Annotated in this window: 12 protein-coding genes; 7 read left to right on the top strand and 5 right to left on the bottom strand. The window is 49.1% G+C overall.

The window, feature by feature from the left end; translation table 11 throughout:
* Window positions 1-314 precede the first annotated feature (314 nt).
* From ACJJI4_RS11060 to ACJJI4_RS11045, 4 genes are all read left to right on the top strand, one after another.
* A complete protein-coding gene (locus ACJJI4_RS11060) occupies window positions 315-761 on the top strand; it encodes a helix-turn-helix domain-containing protein (RefSeq protein WP_020415217.1) in 447 nt (148 codons plus the stop codon).
* A gap of 111 nt (window positions 762-872) precedes the next feature.
* Window positions 873-1,205 carry a preprotein translocase subunit YajC gene (gene yajC, locus ACJJI4_RS11055; RefSeq protein ID WP_282932486.1) on the top strand — a complete coding sequence of 111 codons (333 nt, stop codon included), beginning with the start codon at window positions 873-875 and terminating at the stop codon, window positions 1,203-1,205.
* 363 nt (window positions 1,206-1,568) lie between these two features.
* Window positions 1,569-2,594: a D-cysteine desulfhydrase family protein gene (locus ACJJI4_RS11050; RefSeq protein ID WP_444928106.1), complete on the top strand. Its 1,026-nt coding sequence runs from the start codon at window positions 1,569-1,571 to the stop codon at window positions 2,592-2,594.
* Between the two features lie 109 nt (window positions 2,595-2,703).
* The gene (locus ACJJI4_RS11045) at window positions 2,704-4,362 is read left to right on the top strand and encodes an alanine/glycine:cation symporter family protein (RefSeq protein ID WP_413662275.1); all 1,659 of its coding nucleotides are present in this window, start codon (window positions 2,704-2,706) and stop codon (window positions 4,360-4,362) included.
* Window positions 4,363-4,488: 126 nt separating this feature from the next.
* Here the strand turns inward: ACJJI4_RS11045 and ACJJI4_RS11040 are convergent, their stop codons facing one another.
* Window positions 4,489-6,648, bottom strand: coding sequence for a M4 family metallopeptidase (locus ACJJI4_RS11040; RefSeq protein ID WP_444928105.1), 2,160 nt, complete (start codon window positions 6,646-6,648; stop codon window positions 4,489-4,491).
* Window positions 6,649-7,069: 421 nt separating this feature from the next.
* Window positions 7,070-8,404, bottom strand: coding sequence for a glutamine synthetase family protein (locus ACJJI4_RS11035; RefSeq protein WP_444917466.1), 1,335 nt, complete (start codon window positions 8,402-8,404; stop codon window positions 7,070-7,072).
* Window positions 8,405-8,572: 168 nt separating this feature from the next.
* On the opposite strand from ACJJI4_RS11035, the gene ACJJI4_RS11030 reads away from it, so the two are divergent.
* Window positions 8,573-9,862: an NAD(P)/FAD-dependent oxidoreductase gene (locus ACJJI4_RS11030; RefSeq protein ID WP_444928224.1), complete on the top strand. Its 1,290-nt coding sequence runs from the start codon at window positions 8,573-8,575 to the stop codon at window positions 9,860-9,862.
* 60 nt (window positions 9,863-9,922) lie between these two features.
* Here ACJJI4_RS11030 and ACJJI4_RS11025 read toward each other — a convergent pair whose 3' ends face one another.
* A complete protein-coding gene (locus ACJJI4_RS11025; RefSeq protein WP_444928104.1) occupies window positions 9,923-11,728 on the bottom strand; it encodes a M4 family metallopeptidase in 1,806 nt (601 codons plus the stop codon).
* A gap of 866 nt (window positions 11,729-12,594) precedes the next feature.
* On the opposite strand from ACJJI4_RS11025, the gene ACJJI4_RS11020 reads away from it, so the two are divergent.
* Window positions 12,595-13,497, top strand: a complete 903-nt coding sequence (locus tag ACJJI4_RS11020; protein WP_444928103.1) for a 5'-nucleotidase — start codon at window positions 12,595-12,597, stop codon at window positions 13,495-13,497.
* A gap of 313 nt (window positions 13,498-13,810) precedes the next feature.
* Window positions 13,811-14,782, top strand: a complete 972-nt coding sequence (gene cysB, locus ACJJI4_RS11015; RefSeq protein WP_282932493.1) for an HTH-type transcriptional regulator CysB — start codon at window positions 13,811-13,813, stop codon at window positions 14,780-14,782.
* 47 nt (window positions 14,783-14,829) lie between these two features.
* Here cysB and ACJJI4_RS11010 read toward each other — a convergent pair whose 3' ends face one another.
* Together ACJJI4_RS11010 and pabB are read right to left on the bottom strand one after the other, a co-directional pair.
* A complete protein-coding gene (locus ACJJI4_RS11010; RefSeq protein WP_444893650.1) occupies window positions 14,830-15,123 on the bottom strand; it encodes a hypothetical protein in 294 nt (97 codons plus the stop codon).
* A 175-nt stretch (window positions 15,124-15,298) separates the two neighbouring features.
* Window positions 15,299-16,630: an aminodeoxychorismate synthase component I gene (gene pabB / locus ACJJI4_RS11005; protein WP_444928102.1), complete on the bottom strand. Its 1,332-nt coding sequence runs from the start codon at window positions 16,628-16,630 to the stop codon at window positions 15,299-15,301.
* Window positions 16,631-16,633 lie beyond the last annotated feature (3 nt).

Below are 16,633 nucleotides of genomic sequence, written 5' to 3'. Positions count from 1 at the left end.
TGGCCCTTGGTACACAATAAGATGAAAAAAAGCACTGTCGCCCCTTGCTTTCTTAATTCTTGGTCTATACTGGCAGTTGTAAAGGAAAGGTGCGCCGGCTAGAGAGAGTCTCTCTGCGGGAATTGCCGGAGCGGTTAGTTTAAAAATTGTACATCTCTGTGAAGGATTCGATGTCTGTTTTTTGGTGCATCCCGCATCACGTAGTCGTCCGCCGAAGTTGATGTTGTGTTGGTGTGGGCAGGGGCAACCGGGATTCGCTGGATGCGGACATAGAAAAATAACTGCGGCTCACGGAACTCAATAGGAGCAGCTCGATGAACCATACTCAGCCCGACCAGACTTCGCTCTCTGAAGACAAATCACTTCAGCAGGCCAGAATATCCGGAGACCCGAATATTCTCGACCAGCTGCTGGCCCCCCCCGAAGCAACCAGTTTTGGTATTGCCGCACGGGTAATAGATGTGCTGGAGCAGCGTATCGGTAAGGCCTCTCTCGCTATTCGCCCGGTAGCGTCCGACCTAAGTATGTCCACCCGGACTCTGCAACGCCGGTTGCAGGAACACAACCTCAGTTTTGCATCTTTACGTGACCATGTTCGTTTTCGTCACGCGGTGCATTTCCTCAAAGATACTGCGCTGAGCGTTGATGGTATCTCACGAATTCTCGATTTCTCTGATCGAACCAGTTTTACCAGCGCGTTCAAACGCTGGACCGGGATGTCTCCCACTGGCTACCGCCGGCAGGTCCGCCAGAGGTTCTGAGTGTGGATTGGTTTGGCCGGTCTCTACGGGATCGGCCCAATCCGTTGCCTCGGCGGGGCAAACCCGTTAGAGTTGGCGGCAATTTAATAGGCTGACTCTTTGAGGTTTTGCATGAGCTTTTTTATCCCCTCCGCCATGGCACAGGAAGCGGCGCCGGCAGCACAGGGTAATCCGATGATAACCCTGCTGATGTTTGCGGGTTTGTTTGCATTCATGTGGTTTTTTATTATTCGCCCACAGCGCAAGCGCCAGAAAGAGCATCAAGAGCTGGTTGGCGCTCTGAAAAAGGGTGACGAAGTTGTAATGAGCAGCGGGATGCTGGGCCGCGTCGACAAGGTCGATGAGGACTACATCGTATTGGAAGTTGCAGACAGCATGTCTTTGAAGTTCCAAAAAGTAGCTGTGCACGCAGTATTACCCAAAGGTACGATTAAAAAGATCTAATCCTATTCAGGGTTTATCTTTGAATGTCGTAACTAAAAAAGCCTGGCAATTGCCGGGCTTTTTTTTGGTTACTATTTTTGAGCGGGCAGTATTTATTGTGCCTTGAAAGCCCACAGAAAAATTGCGGAATTAATCAAAGGCTGGACTAATTTGTCTGATTAATTTTTCAATAAAAAAACAGGTTAGGCAAATAGCAATAAATAGCACTGAAAGGCATGCTTATGTTCATTTTTCAAAGCTAGTCCTCTATCCGCTTACTCAGCAAGCTTGGTTCTACCTCTGCGGAAACTTTTTGCTAGAGGTGTCCTCTTACTGAGTCACATCGATAAAACTAATAATTAGACATAACAGGTTTAATTCACCGTGCTTAAGAGCCTGCCAATAGAGTTGCCTAAGCGGTTGCGCCTGGCGAACCTGCCCACACCTCTGCAGTCGTTAGACCGAATCAGTGATCTTTACTCCCTTCCTTATGGAGGGCCCAGGATTTGGATAAAGAGAGATGATCTTACCGAGTCCGGTATGTCGGGAAATAAACTGCGCAAGCTAGAGTTTGTTGCCGCTGAGGCCCGGGCCCAAGGGGCTCAGGTTTTGATCACTTGTGGCGGAGTGCAGTCCAATCATTGTCGCACCACTGCATTGGTGGGGGCTCGATTGGGATTTAAGGTTCAGTTGATTTTACGTGGCGAGCGCACTGCAAACCCCGATGGCAACCTTTTACTGGATGAGTTGGCAGGCGCTGAAATTGCGGTTTACTCATCGGAAGAATACTCTCGGAATTTACAGGGCCTCTTTGACAGCTGGGCTGCTGAGTATCTGTCCAGAGGGCAGAAGTCTTTCTGTATCCCCACTGGTGCCAGCGACGGTTTAGGCATTTGGGGTTATATCTCGGCCTCTCAGGAATTATTGGCAGACTGTGCTGATAGGGGCTTCTCGCCTGATCATATTTTATGCGCTACTGGCAGCGGTGGGACCCAAGCGGGTTTGACCTTGGGGTGCCATTTGCTGGAAGCCGGTACGAATGTTACGGGTTTCGCCGTTTGCGACAGTGCAAATTATTTCCAAGTGAAAGTGCGTGAGGATATTTCGCAGTGGATGGCACAGTCTGGTGTATCGCTTGATTTTGAGTCTCTCAAGATTTTGGTTAATGCCGACTATAAAGGTCCCGCTTACGGGGTGGCGGAGCCAGAGGTTTACCAGACTATTAAAGAGTTGGCTTGTCTGGAGGGGATTCTTCTCGATCCTGTCTACACCGGCAAAGCATTTCATGGTCTGCTACAGGAGTTAAAAAAAGGAAATTACCAGGGCTCAGACAACCTGGTTTTTATTCATACCGGAGGGCAATTTGGCCTCTTCCCCCACCGAACTCACTTCTTCCCAGTGGCCGAATAATACGACATTACTGTTCTCGTGCCGCGTAAGCTGCTAACCTGCGCAACAAATTACAGTTGTATCTGTATATAAAACAAACAGAAATAAGTCAGAGTAGTGGGGGGTTAGTTTGGATTCCTTTAACAATCTGCTGTTGTTAATAGACGGCATGCTCGGCTCAGCACCTTGGTTCCCCTGGGTGTTACTTGGAGTCGGTTTCTTTTTCACCATTTATCTTGGTTTTCCGCAGCTTCGTTATTTTGGGCATGCGATCAAGATTGTACGCGGTAAGTACGACAAGCCCGGAGACCCGGGTGATACCTCCCACTTCCAGGCATTGGCCACAGCACTGTCGGGTACCGTAGGTACCGGTAATATCGGTGGCGTTGGCTTGGCTATTTTCCTCGGTGGTCCGGCTGCGCTGTTTTGGATGTGGATGACCGCATTCCTGGGTATGACCACAAAGTTTGTGGAAGTGACCCTGTCACACAAATACCGTATTAAAGCAGCGGATGGTTACTACGCAGGTGGCCCCATGTTTTACATGGAGCGCCGTTTGAATATGAAATGGCTTGCGGTGCTCTTTGCAATCGCGACCGTTATCTGTTCATTCGGTACCGGCAGCTTGCCCCAGGTCAACAACATTGCCCAGGCAATGCACGATTCTTTCGGTGTTGAGAAGGCTCTGACGGGTGGCATCCTGGCGATTTTGCTGGGCATGGTGATTATTGGCGGTATTACCCGAATCGCTAAAGTGACCTCCACCATTGTTCCCACCATGGCAGTTATCTACGTAATAGGTGCCTTGGGCGTTATCATCTACAACTACGAAAATATTCTGCCGTCCTTTGGGGCTGTTTTCCGCGATGCCTTCACCGGCAGTGCGGCTGTAGGTGGATTCCTGGGTGCGAGCTTTGCCTATGCCTTTAACCGTGGTGTGAACCGCGGCCTCTTCTCGAACGAAGCGGGTCAGGGCTCTGCACCTATTGCTCACGCCGCTGCTCGCGCGGACGAGCCGGTTTCTGAAGGTATGGTTTCCCTGCTGGAACCCTTTATCGACACCATTATCATTTGTACCTTAACCGGACTTGTGATTCTTTCTTCTGGCGTCTGGACTGAGAAACACGAGAACCTGTTTGAAGGTGCAGATACTTACGTTGTAGCGGGTAGCTACGATGAGAAGAATACCCAGGATGTTGAGCAGCTGTTCAAGTATTTGAGCGGTCAGGAGAGTGATGTTAAGGCCTATAACGGCTCCATTGTTGTGACTGACGGCCACCCGCTGAACAGCCAGGACTTTACCCTCATCCACGCCCGTTCTATTGCTGAAGACCTGGACTTCCGTGTGGGGGATGACAGCTTCAGCGGTGTTCTGGATGTGAAAGATGGTAAGTTTGCCAATGAAGATGTGGATATTTGGGGTAAGTCCCTGGTGCACTCTGTGGCCCTGACCAATCTTGCCTTCCAGCGCGGTTACTTTGGTGAATACGGTGGTCTGATTGTAACTCTGGGAATTCTGCTGTTTGCTTTCTCTACAGCAATTGCCTGGTCATACTACGGCGACCGCTCAATGATTTACCTTTTCGGCCCCAAGGCAGTAATGCCTTACCGAATCGTTTACGTTATTGCATTCTTCTGGGCTGCGATTGAGGACACCACAGTTATTTGGAACCTCTCTGCGGTGGCCATTGTGATAATGACCTTGCCCAACCTGTTTGGTATTACTGTGTTGGCCAAGGAGATGAAAGATACCGTGAAGGACTACTGGAAAGACCCAAGCCATAAATAATTTGTCTGGGTTTGATTAAAAAAGGCGGCCAATATGGCCGCCTTTTTTGTTTGTGCACCACCGATCCTTTGATCGATCTAGAGCTTGCCCACCCAGCAGAGACCTGCTGGGTGGAAATCAGCTCAATTACTCAGTGCTTGCACTCAGGGTAACGCCAGAGTAGGCAGAGTAAGCGCGGATACTGATATACCAGGTTCCAGCATCTGGATTACTGATGGTGCAGCTTTCGTCATTGCCCCACTGGTAGGGGCGGCAGTCGTACGCTGTACGGGTAGGCTCTTGGCTGTGGCGGACATAGAGATCTGCATCTCCGCTGCCACCTTCCATTACGGCGCTCAGGGTAGAAGCTCCAGCGTCAACCTCAATGGTGAAGTGCTGCCAGCTGTTGCGGGAACCAGAAAGGTTGGTTTCTTCCCAGCTGTCGCTACCACCACCGCCACCACCACCGGTGTAACTGCCTACCAGGGTGACATCGGAGAAGGAGGAGTAGCCGCGCACCATGACGTAATAGGTTCCGCCCTGTAGGTCAGCGTCAGCGATATCACAAGTTTCATTGTTGCCTGAAGTGTACGGACGGCAATCATAAGTGCTGGTGGTTGGAGCATTGCCGAAGCGAACATAGAGGTCGGCATCACCGCTTCCGCCTGACATTGCAAAAGACAGGCCTGTGGCATCTGCGGGTACATCCAGGGTGAAGTGAACTTCATCACCACTGCTGCCCTCAATATCAGTCTCGGTAACCCCGTTTTCGAGTTCTCCGCCTTCATTACCACCACCGCCACCACCACCGCCGCCACCGCAGCTGCTGGTGGAAACGCCTACCGTGGAGAATGCGGCAACAACGTCATCAGTGTCGTAGCCTAAATCTGATGCTGCAGAGAAAACACCACAGGCACCATCTTCAAAATCAGTATTGGCACTCCAATACATCTGGTTGGCAAGAACAAAGGGGTCGAATGCTGTGCGGGTATTCCAGCCGCTGGTATTCGCCAGTAGGTAGAAGGCCCGGTTAAAGACGCCGGAGCTGTAGTGCACGTCCATGCCGTTGTAGTAATCATCGGCATGACCGATGGAGCTGCCATCGTCAGTTGGATCTTCAAAGTAGCGGAGTGCTCCGCTGGACTTAAAGATTTCGGCCCCTACCAACCAGTCATTGCTGCCGCGCATATAGTACTCGGCAGCTTCACCGGCAATATCAGAGAAGGCTTCATTGATACCGCCGGACTGATTGTAGTAATTCAAGTCCGAATTTTGCTCGGTAAAGCCGTGGCTGACTTCGTGAGCGGAAACATCGAGGCTAACCAGTGGATAGAAGTAGCTCTGGCCATCACCAAATGTCATCTGGCTGCCATCCCAGAAGGCATTCTCGTAGTTGTTGCTGTAGTGCACCCGCATTCTCAGTTTTTGTGTGAGAGGGGATGTGTTGTACCAGTCGCTATAGAGATCAAAGACCACACCGCCAAAGAAGTGTGCGTCATTGAGTGGTGAGTAAGCGCCGTTGATTGACTTATAGTCATTGTCCGGGCAGGTGAACGAGTGGATGCTACCGCCACTCGTGCTGTGGTTCATATCAACGGTTTCGACATTGTCCGTATTCATGGCACAGCTGTCGTCAACAATCATGTGGGGGTAATCGGTACCATACTCGTAGCGCCCGGTCTTTGAATTGCCCCCTGGGCCTGTTGCATTTTGTGCAAAGTTCAAGCCGTCCCAATGCTTGAGAACTTCGCCAGTCATTGCATCGATAAAGTAGAAGGGGCGTGTGGGTTCATCGCCGTACTCAACCCAGTTGACCAGGTAAGCCAAGCGGGCATTGTCTTGCTCATCGATATAGACGTAGAGTTTCTTTTTGGGGTTATGTGCTTCCAGCTTCAAAGCCTGAACTGACAAGGCTCCCTGGATAACGCCCTGCTGCGTGCGCCAGTTGATCTGGTGGTCCATTGCCCGCTCAATAGCATTATCTTCATTGATAAATGCTTTGATATTGGGTACTTCCAGTTCCAGCCCAGTGATGACATTGCCGCGAACCTCAGTAATCAGACCCTGCCCGGAGCTGGTTACTGTTTGGCCGTAGACAGGAATGCCTTTGTGAGTCTGTTGGTAGCGGGCTACGGTTTTGCCGTTGACGAGAGTGCGCTCACGAACTTTTTCGAGCGCCATATCCGATCCGCCGGTGGCAGCTAAAGTTTGTGGTGAGAGCATGTCCGCCGTGGCGGGGACGCGCTCAACAGCATGTGCACTAATAGCCAAGGCTAAAGTGCAGCTTAGTCCTACAAAATGCTTCATTGCTAGCTTTCCCTTTTATAGCTTTTTTATATATGAATCCGCCGGTATACAGCCGTATTTCCCTTGTGGGGACCGTATTAAATCTGGTTGGCCAATACAGGCTGGATTTTTATGTGGTAAGACAGCAGAAGATAACCGTCGCCAGGAAGGGACCGCGGTAGCGGCAGTGGCGTTCGCTTTCTCAAACCGGTTGCCCTAATTAATTGGGCAACTTGAGATTACCCTGCATACGCATCTAGGCAACAAAAAGGTGATGGCAAACTAATATATTTGAATTGTTTTCGATATTTTTGCTCGGATGGTCACAAATTAGGAAGTGATGTTCTGCCTCTGGGGAGGGAAAGATGAGTTGTTTTTTCCGAAAAAATAAATTTGGCGATAACAGTTTATTATTTCTGTTAGCTTTTAGTGGAACGGTTATTTATACATTTAATAATAGAAATTCCCTCTCCCACGAACTGATCACACGATTAAACTCCTCATATTCATTTCTCTTAATTGCGCTCCAGGCTTTTACGAATTTTCTGCCAAACATTTCTGTTGCTTCATCACAATCTGATAGGAGTGTCAGGGCATGTTCCTGGGTGCGGGGAAGTGTAATTGACTCTTTGGAGCAGTCGCCCTGATAAGGTGCGCTCGGTGCGACTTTATTGGTCATTCCTAAATACCCGCAGGCAAGAGAAGCTGCTATGGCAAGGTAGGGATTACAGTCTGCTCCGGGAAAACGATTTTCAAGACGTTTACTTTGTGGCGAGCTGTCGGGAACCCGAAGGCCTGTTGTTCGGTTGTCGTAACCCCAGTGGAGACTGGTGGGTGCGGCCATTTCAGGTGTAAAGCGGCGATAGGAGTTTACATTTGGAGCAAAAAAACTAATAAAACCGGGGGTGTATTTCTGCATGCCGCCAATAAAATGCAAGAAATTATTGCTCTCTTTTCCTGTATTATCGACAAAAATATTTTCACCAGTTTTTCTATCCGCCACACTCTGGTGTAAGTGCAGAGCGCTTCCAGGTTCGTCTTCCATCGGTTTTGCCATGAAGGTTGCATAAATACCGTGGCGCAGAGCCGTTTCGCGCACTGTGCGTTTAAAGGTAAAGACCTGGTCAGCTAAATGAAGTGGATCTCCATGTAGAAAGTTAATTTCCATCTGGGCAGTGCCTGATTCGTGGATCAGTGTGTCGACATCAAGCCCCTGAGCTTCACAAAAATCATACATGTCTTCAATGATGGGCTCGTATTCATTGGCTGCATCAATGCTGTAGGATTGTCGGGTTTTTTCTGTGCGTCCCGATCTTCCCACAGGCGCGGATAGCTTTTCATCCGGATCCAGGTTTCTTTTTACAAGATAAAACTCTACCTCAGGGGCGACAATAGGCTTCCATCCTCTGTCTGCATATTTTTCGAGGACAAATTTTAAAATATTACGGGTGCTGATAGGGTGAGGGTCCCCATCTCGAGAATGGCAGTCATGAATGATTTGTGCTGTCGGATCATTGGCCCAAGGGTTTAGGCGCACTGAGTTGGGGTCAGGGATTAGGAGCATGTCGGTGTCTGCTGGATCAACAAGCTCATTGTGTTCGTCGACATAATCCCCCGTGACAGTTTGCACCAAAATGCTTTCCGGTAAACGGCTGTCTTGAGTTAAGAACTTATCGGTGGGGGTGAACTTTCCTCTGGCGTTACCTGACATGTCGGGAACAAGGCATTCAACTTCTGCAATATTGTGATTTGCCAGCCAGTTTGTAATTTTATCCATTGGATAGCCATTGCTTACTTTTTCTTCCTGAGTGAAATTCTATGATCAGTGCCGGAAAGCGTTGCGCTGAAAATAATTCCTCCTGTGTAAAGGAACTATATACTGCCGATTGGAACAGGGCCGTTTATTTAAATGGCATTGAGGGTATCTGGTAGAAATATGAAGGTGATGAATAGGTTGGATGAGCACACGGAATCCTATTATGCCGCTACAGCTAACGACCTTCAGGAGTATCCATGCCTGGAAGGTAACGTGGAGGCAGATGTCTGCATCATTGGTGGTGGTTATACGGGACTCTCCAGTGCTTTGCACTTGGCAGAGCGCGGCTACCGTGTGGTGCTTCTGGAGGCTAATAGGATTGGTTGGGGCGCATCAGGAAGGAATGGAGGACATGTCGGTGTTGGACAAAGGCGAAGTCAGGGTGATCTGGAAGCCATGTTCGGGTTCGACACCGCTAAGCAGCTCTGGGATTTGAGTATCAACGCTGTTCAACTGGTGGAAAGTCTTATAGTCAGGCACCAGATTCAATGTGATTTAAAACGCGGGATCATGCATCTTGCAGCGAAATCCAGTCACGATAAATATCTGCAGGATGAAACTGAAGAGCTCAGAGAGAAATATGATTACAGGCAAGTTGAGTATATAGATAAAGAAGAAGTTCGACAGCTTGTAAGTAGCAAACGATATCTCGGCGCACAGCTGGATTTTGGTTCGCTACATCTTCATCCTCTCAATTTTGCATTAGGTCTTGCCCGCGCAGCAGTTTCTGCCGGTGCCAGGTTTTTTGAGTGTAGTGGTGTGCAAGGGTATTCGAGCTCTTCTCCCTTTACGGTGAAAACTGCACGAGGAAAGGTGAAGGCCGAAAAGTTGATTTTAGCTTGCAATGGTTACTTGAAAGATCTTGAGCCCCGCTTAGCGGGGCGCATAATGCCAATAAATAATTTTGTGCTGGCAACAGAGCCCTTACCGGAGGGGCTCGCTAGGGAAATCATAGCCAATGACTTCGCACTGCAAGATACTCTATTTGTTATAAATTATTGGAAATTATCTGGCGATAACCGCTTAATTTTTGGGGGAGGGGAAAATTACACCAGGCATTTCCCTAAAGATATTCGCAGTTTCGTCCGCAAGTATATGTTGAGGGTTTACCCGCAGCTGGGAAATACTGCTGTTGATTTCGGCTGGGGGGGTACGCTGGCCATTACTATGAATCGGATGCCCTGTATAGGACAGTTGCAGTCGGGCCTATATTACAGTCAGGGGTATTCTGGACATGGAGTGCCTACGGCAACTTTTGCCGGCAAGCTTCTGGCTGATGCAATTTATGGGGAGAGTGAGGGTTATAACGAGTTTTCTTCTCTTCCTAAAGTAGAGTTTCCAGGTGGCACTTTATTGAGGTGGCCGGGGTTGGTGTTGGGGATGCTTTACCACAGTTTGTTAGATAGGTTTGGGAGCTAGTCTTTGAATGATGTGATAGAGAATGCCGACACACTAATGTGTCGGCACCGGCCTTAAATATTATTGGCTCTGGGCGGAAAGAGTTACGCCTCTGTACGAAATATAGCCCTGTACACTGATGTGCCAGGTACCTGCAGCTGGATTGCTAAAGCTACAGAATTCATTATTGCCGTTTACGTAAGGGCGACAATCCCAGTTGTCGGTGGTTGGGGTGGCACCATAACGAACGTACAAATCGGCATCGCCATTGCCACCGAGCATTTCGACAGTCAAAGATGATGAGCCTGATGGTACATCCAGGGTGAAGTGCTGCCAGCTGTTGCGGCGGCCTGATAAGTTGGTTTCTTCCCAGCCTTCTGAGTTTGAACCGCCATCATCGCCACAGTTACTGGTAGATACCCCTACGGTGTCGAACGCTGCGATTACTGTTGCAGTATCGTATCCGAGATCTTCAGTAGCTGACAGGGCTCCGCAAGCACCTTCAATGTAATCAGTGCTTTGATTCCAATAAGTTTGGTTAGCAAGCACAAAGATATCGAAAGCAGTTTGGGTGTTCCAGCCGCTTGAGTTGGCGATCAGGTAGAAAGCCCGGTTGAATACGCCGGAGCTGTAGTGCACGTCCATGCCGCTATAGTAGTCGGAAGCATGGCCAATGGATCTGCCATCTTTGGTGGGGTCATCCATATAGCGAAGAGCGCCATCAGCCTTGTATATATCGGCCCCCACCATCCAGTCGTTAGTGCCCTTCATGTAGAACTCGGCAGCTTCACCGGCCATGTCAGAGAAGGCTTCGTTTATGCCGCCGGATTGGTTGGCGTAGGTCAGGTTGGAGTTTTGCTCAGTAAAGCCATGGCTCACCTCATGAGAGGATACATCCAAGCTGACAAGTGGGTGGAAGGTTGTGAAGCCATCACCAAATGTCATTTGGCTGCCATCCCAGAAGGCGTTCTCGTAGTTGTTGCTGTAGTGAACTCGCATTCTCAATTTTTGTGTGAGGGGCGATGTTCCATACCAGTCACTGTACATATTGAAGACGACGTTGCCGAAGAAGTGGGCATCATTCAATGGAGAATAAGCGCCATTGATTTCTTTGTAATCATTTTCCGGACAGGTGAAGGAGAAAACGCTACCTCCGCTTGTACCGTGATTTAAATCCACGGTTTCTACGTTAGCAGTGTTCATGGAGCAGTTATTGTCAACTTCGAGGGCAGGGAAGTCTGTTCCATATTCATAAAGCCCGGTTTTTTCATTGCCACCGGGGCCTGTGGCATCCTGGAAGGCAAGGCCGTCCCATTGTTTGATAACTTCACCAGTAAGTGCGTCTACAAAATAGAACGGTCTGCTCGGCTCATCTCCGTATTCGACCCAGTTAACCAAATAAGCTAATCGCGCCTGGTCGTTTTCATCGACATAGACATAGAGCTCTTTTTTCTGGTTTTGTGCGTTGAAGCGCATGGACGACATTGAGAGAGCTTTTTTACTGTCACCATCCTGAGTGCGCAGATTCAGCTGATGGTTCATGGCTCGATCAATAGCATTATCGGCATCAATCGTTGCGCGGGCGGTAGGTACCTCCAACTCTAGGCCTGAGAGTACGTGGCCTTTCACTTTTTCAGTTAAGCCTTGCCTGGAACTGGTTATGGTTCTCCCCCAAACGGGTATGCCTTTGTGAGTTTGCCGATATCGGGCAACCGTTCTCCCGTTGGCGAGCGTGCGCTCGCGAACCTTTTCCAGCTTCATATCTGAGCCAGCGATTGAGGCTAGGGACTGATTGGAAAGTAACTCTGGTGTGACATTAATACGCTCCGCCGCTTGGGCGCTAATAGCGAGTGCGAGTGTGCTAGCGGCTCCTAACAAATATTTCATTAAGTAATTCTCTTTATGATTATAATTTAATGGCCATAGTTAACCGGGAGCATAAATTAAACGCTCAGTAGTTAATGCTGTCTGGTTAAGCGGCCAATTGAATCACACCCCAAGAATATCTCGCGCTATGAGCTGAGAGCTGTATGGAGTTTATGTGCAAAATTTTCTTGGGGGTTGTTTGCCGTTGTCAGGCGAAATAACGATATCCCTTGTTGTTATTCCTGACAATAATTTTTTTGTAGTGGATGTAAACTTGAAAGCTCAAATTGTTTTTTTGATGTGTATGTCACGAATTCAGATATTTGCAACTTTGGTTATTTGATGGGTTTTAATTGGTTAGTTTATAGCTTTTTCTGAGTGGCAAACTTTTTTTGAGTTGTATTTAAACGGTAAATCTTTCTGTGGTTTTGTTATTTTTGTTTGTTTCTGGTGCGAAATTCTTCAATTTAATTCAATTTGCATGAAGAGGGTGCTATATGTTTGTTAAGTTTGAAGGGGTGTATTAATCTGGGTTCTTTAAGGGGTTGTCAAACTAAAGGATTAAAGTATTAATCCTTTCTGAATTTGACGGGGGTGGATATTAACTCTACCAAAACTTTACTGTAGAAAAATGCACGCGGTAGTTTGGGGCTGTTTCAATTTCGAGTTTTGAAATGTTTTGCTCCATCGTCTTAATCCCGCAGTCAAAGCAACTTTGACTCCCTGGACACTTGTGCAGCGCTATGGAGGTAATCTCGGGAAGGGTTGGCATTCTTATCTGTACATATCGCTCAATTTGTGGAATATAAGTTTGAGATTTGTCGTAGACTCTCACTGCCCTCAGTGAAGCTGCGGTGTCGGTGGATTAACGATGTAGAGGCTCTCTAATGGCTGTGCGTCCAGATAAGTTAGTAATCGCTATTTCCTCTCGCGCTCTGTTTAACCTTAGCGATAGCCACAAGGTTTTTGAGGAGCAGGGATTGCACGCCTTTTCTCATTATCAAGTTGAGCGTGAGAACGATGTTCTGGAAAAAGGGGACGCATTCCCTCTGGTTGAGAAGTTTCTAAAGATCAATGAGCTTCTTGGCGGGGAGCCACGGGTGGAGGTGATCCTGCTATCAAGGAATAGTGCCGATACCGGATTAAGGGTATTTAACTCGATAGAGCACTATGGACTCAATATTACTCGTGCGGCCTTTTGTAATGGTGGGAGCCCTTACCGTTATATTGGCCCATTTGGATGCAACCTGTTTTTGTCTGCTGATGGTGTAGATGTCCGCCAAGCGTTGGAGCAGGGGGTTGCTGCGGCAACCTTGGTTGCCGGAGGAAGTCGCGAATATCGTGATGATGTGTTGCGATTTGCCTTTGACGGTGATGCGGTAATCTTCTCTGATGAGGCTGAGCGAGTCTACAAAACGGAAGGCCTGGCTGCTTTTACTGAGGCAGAGCGTGCCTCAGCACAGAAGCCACTGGGGGGAGGGCCCTTTAAGGGGTTCCTTGAAGCTTTGCAGAGGTTGCAGGCTGAATTTGAGATGGATACCTGCCCGATACGAACGGCTTTGGTAACGGCACGTTCCGCTCCGGCCCATGAGCGGGTCATCAGGACATTGCGCGCCTGGGATATTAGAGTGGATGAGTCAGTTTTTCTCGGCGGGCTTCCTAAAGGTGAGTTCCTGCGGGCTTTTGGCGCCGATGTCTTTTTTGATGATCAGCCTAGTCACTGTGTTTCTGCAGGTGAGCATGTGGCTACGGGCCATGTTCCTCATGGAATCGCAAATGCAGAGGTATAAAAAGTTCAAAAGTGATAAAGGTGTACGTTATCACTCAGTGCTCTCTATGCCGATAATGTTTGAACTTTTCCCGGTCCTCATCCGAGAGGCTTAGCTCTAATTATTAGAAAATAAAGCCGACAGAAAGTCCGGGATCCCCCAAAGTTGATTGACACTTTCGTCTCTACCACGGATATTCAACCGTCCATTGGCCCTGGCTTTGATTCACTGCTATTCTTTTCTCGTATAACTCAAGATAGTTTTTATAACTATCGATCAAAAAATGGTATTACTCGCTCTCGGCCATGAGCGAACTTAATGAAAGGGAGGATCTATGAAGCTGCAGCAGTTGAGATATATCTGGGAAGTGGCACATCACGACCTCAATGTTTCTGCTACAGCGCAGAGCCTCTATACCTCCCAGCCGGGAATCAGTAAACAAATTCGCCTTCTGGAGGATGAGCTTGGCGTAGAAATCTTTGCGCGCAGTGGCAAGCATCTCACGAGGGTGACCCCGGCAGGGGAGGCAATCTTAAAGACTGCCGGCGAAATTATGCGCAAAGTGGAGAATATCAAACAGGTTGCGCAAGAGTTCAGCAATGATAAAAAAGGTAGTCTCGCTGTAGCTACCACTCACACCCAGGCGCGCTATGCCTTGCCCCCGATTATTAAGTTGTTTATAGGTCGTTATCCGGAGGTTTCCCTGCACATGCATCAGGGAACCCCTATGCAAATTTCTGAGATGGCGGCAGATGGCACTGCAGACTTTGCTATCGCTACCGAAGCTCTGGAGCTTTTCAGCGATTTGGTGATGATGCCTGTCTACCGCTGGAACCGCTGCATTCTGGTACCGAAAGATCACCCGCTTTGCCAGGTGAGTAAGCTATCCCTTGAGGACGTGGCGAAGTACCCGATAGTTACTTATGTATTTGGGTTTACCGGCCGCTCCAAGTTAGATGAAGCTTTCTTGGAGAAAGGGTTGTCACCTAAGGTAGTCTTTACCGCCGCCGATGCTGATGTAATCAAAACTTACGTGCGTCTGGGATTGGGAATTGGCATTGTGGCTGATATGGCCGTTGATGGCGAAGATGAGGACCTTGTGGCTCTCGATGCCAGTGATCTATTTGAATCGAGTGTTACGAAAATTGGCTTCCGTAAGGGGATTTTCTTGCGGGGCTTTATGTATGAGTTTATCCAGCAATTTGCCCCCCATCTCAGCCGTGAGCTGATTGACCAAGCGGCACAGGCGACATCCCGTTCTGAGGTCGATGCGCTGTTCGCCGATATGGAGTTGCCGGTTTACTAGAGGTGCTGTTGAAGGGGGAGTGCCGAAATAAAGGTAAGGGATGGAGGCTATGAAGCCTCCATCTCGATCAGGGGGCGCAGCACTTCTTTGGCGAACTTGAAGTAAACAGTAAAAATTTCTGCTTCCTTACCTTCGCGCTCTACGACAAAGAAGGGCGCTCGCTCCACCTTGTACTGCTGAGCCAGCTGTAAACCCGGGCTTTGCGGGTCACGCAGGTCGGCGATAAGTGTCTGGTCGATAAATTGCATTTGGCCATTTTCTTCCAGCTTTTCTTCAACGTCGCGACACTTGGCGCAGGGCGAGCCGTCGGCGAGAATTTTCTTGACCAGTGTGATCTTCACGATAATTTCCTTGATCCAGTGCAATGCCATTAAAGGCAAGATGGACTGAATCTATCAGAACCCCTAATAACTTTGAAATATCAATCGCCGATACCTTTATAACTAAAATTTGTAGTGATGCTACAAAAGGCGCCAAAACAGGCTAATTTTTGGTCGCTTTTCGGCAGTTTGATACCTACTGCAAAAATTGTTCAGTTGTTTCCAGTAGTAAGCGCACCTTGGCCAAGCACTCCTGATGCTCTGAGGTGGGATCGGAATCTGCAACGATCCCACCACCTGCCGCGCAGGTTAGATGTCCATCGTTGGCACTGAAGGTCCGGATGGCGATATTGGTGTCAGCGCGGCCGCAGCTGCTGATGTAGCCAATACTGCCGCAATAAATCCCCCGGGGACTGGATTCCAGCTCCCGGATCACTTCCATTGAGCGTCGCTTTGGAGCACCTGTGATAGACCCGCCGGGGAAACAAGCTTCGAGTAATTCGCTATAAACTGACTCTTCGGGTAGCTCACCAGTTACTACGCTGACCAAGTGGTGGACATTGGCAAAGCTTGCCAATTGGAATAGCTCGGGAACACGTACGGTGCCACTGCGACACAGCTTGCTCAAATCATTGCGCAGTAAATCGACGATCATCAGATTTTCCGCCCGGTCCTTGGGGCTTCTCTGCAGCGAGAAGGCGGCGCGCTGATCTGCCATCTTGTCAGCGTGTCTTGCTGCAGTGCCTTTAATCGGTTCCGTGCGTAAACTGGCGCCATCAGCTCGGATAAATCGCTCCGGCGACATACTGAGCAGGCTGCCATGGGGCAGGGCCATATAAGCAGAAAAGGGACCGGCAGCTTGAGAGCGCAATGCCAGGTAAGCTGTTAGCAGATCGCCGCTGTAGGGGGCCCTGAAACGCTGGGTAAAGTTTGCCTGATAGATATCGCCGGCGGCGATATATTCCAATATCTGCTCAATTTGTGCCCGATAATCATCTGCACTCAGTTCGTGCTCAAATGGTGAAAGCAGCCGGAAGTCTCCGGGTGTAAGCGGAGTCTCCCAATTGATAGCTTTAAATCGCTGTATCAATTCGCGAACTTGCTGTGGGGGGCAGGCGGGGTGGAAAACCAGGTGATTGCTACCCAGTTGGTGGTCGGCAATAAAGGCCCATGTGTAGAGCCCGAAAAAGCCTGCGGGCAAGTCCGTAGGGCGCATATCTGCCGGCAGATAATTGCCCTCTACACCGAGTTCATAGCCAGCGTAACCAATAACCCCGCCGCAAAAAGGCAGTTGTGAGTCCCTGTCCTGAGGGCAGAGTTCGCACGCCAGGTCATCCAGCCGGGCAAATGGCTCGGGCGTGTCGGCACTTAACTCGAGGGTATTTATCGGGTCGGCACTAATGATGTCATAGCGCCCACCCTCCGCGAGAGGTCGACCGCTGTCGAGCCAAACGGGGATAGGTAAATCCGCTATCGCCGCAAATGCAGCGGGCGTGTTTAATGAGTAGGGCAGAGAGACAATTTGCATATC

This window comes from Microbulbifer maximicatervae (SeqCode) (assembly GCF_052467305.1).
Note: the sequence above shows the minus strand (reverse complement) of the source record. Positions and strands in the feature narration are given on the sequence as shown.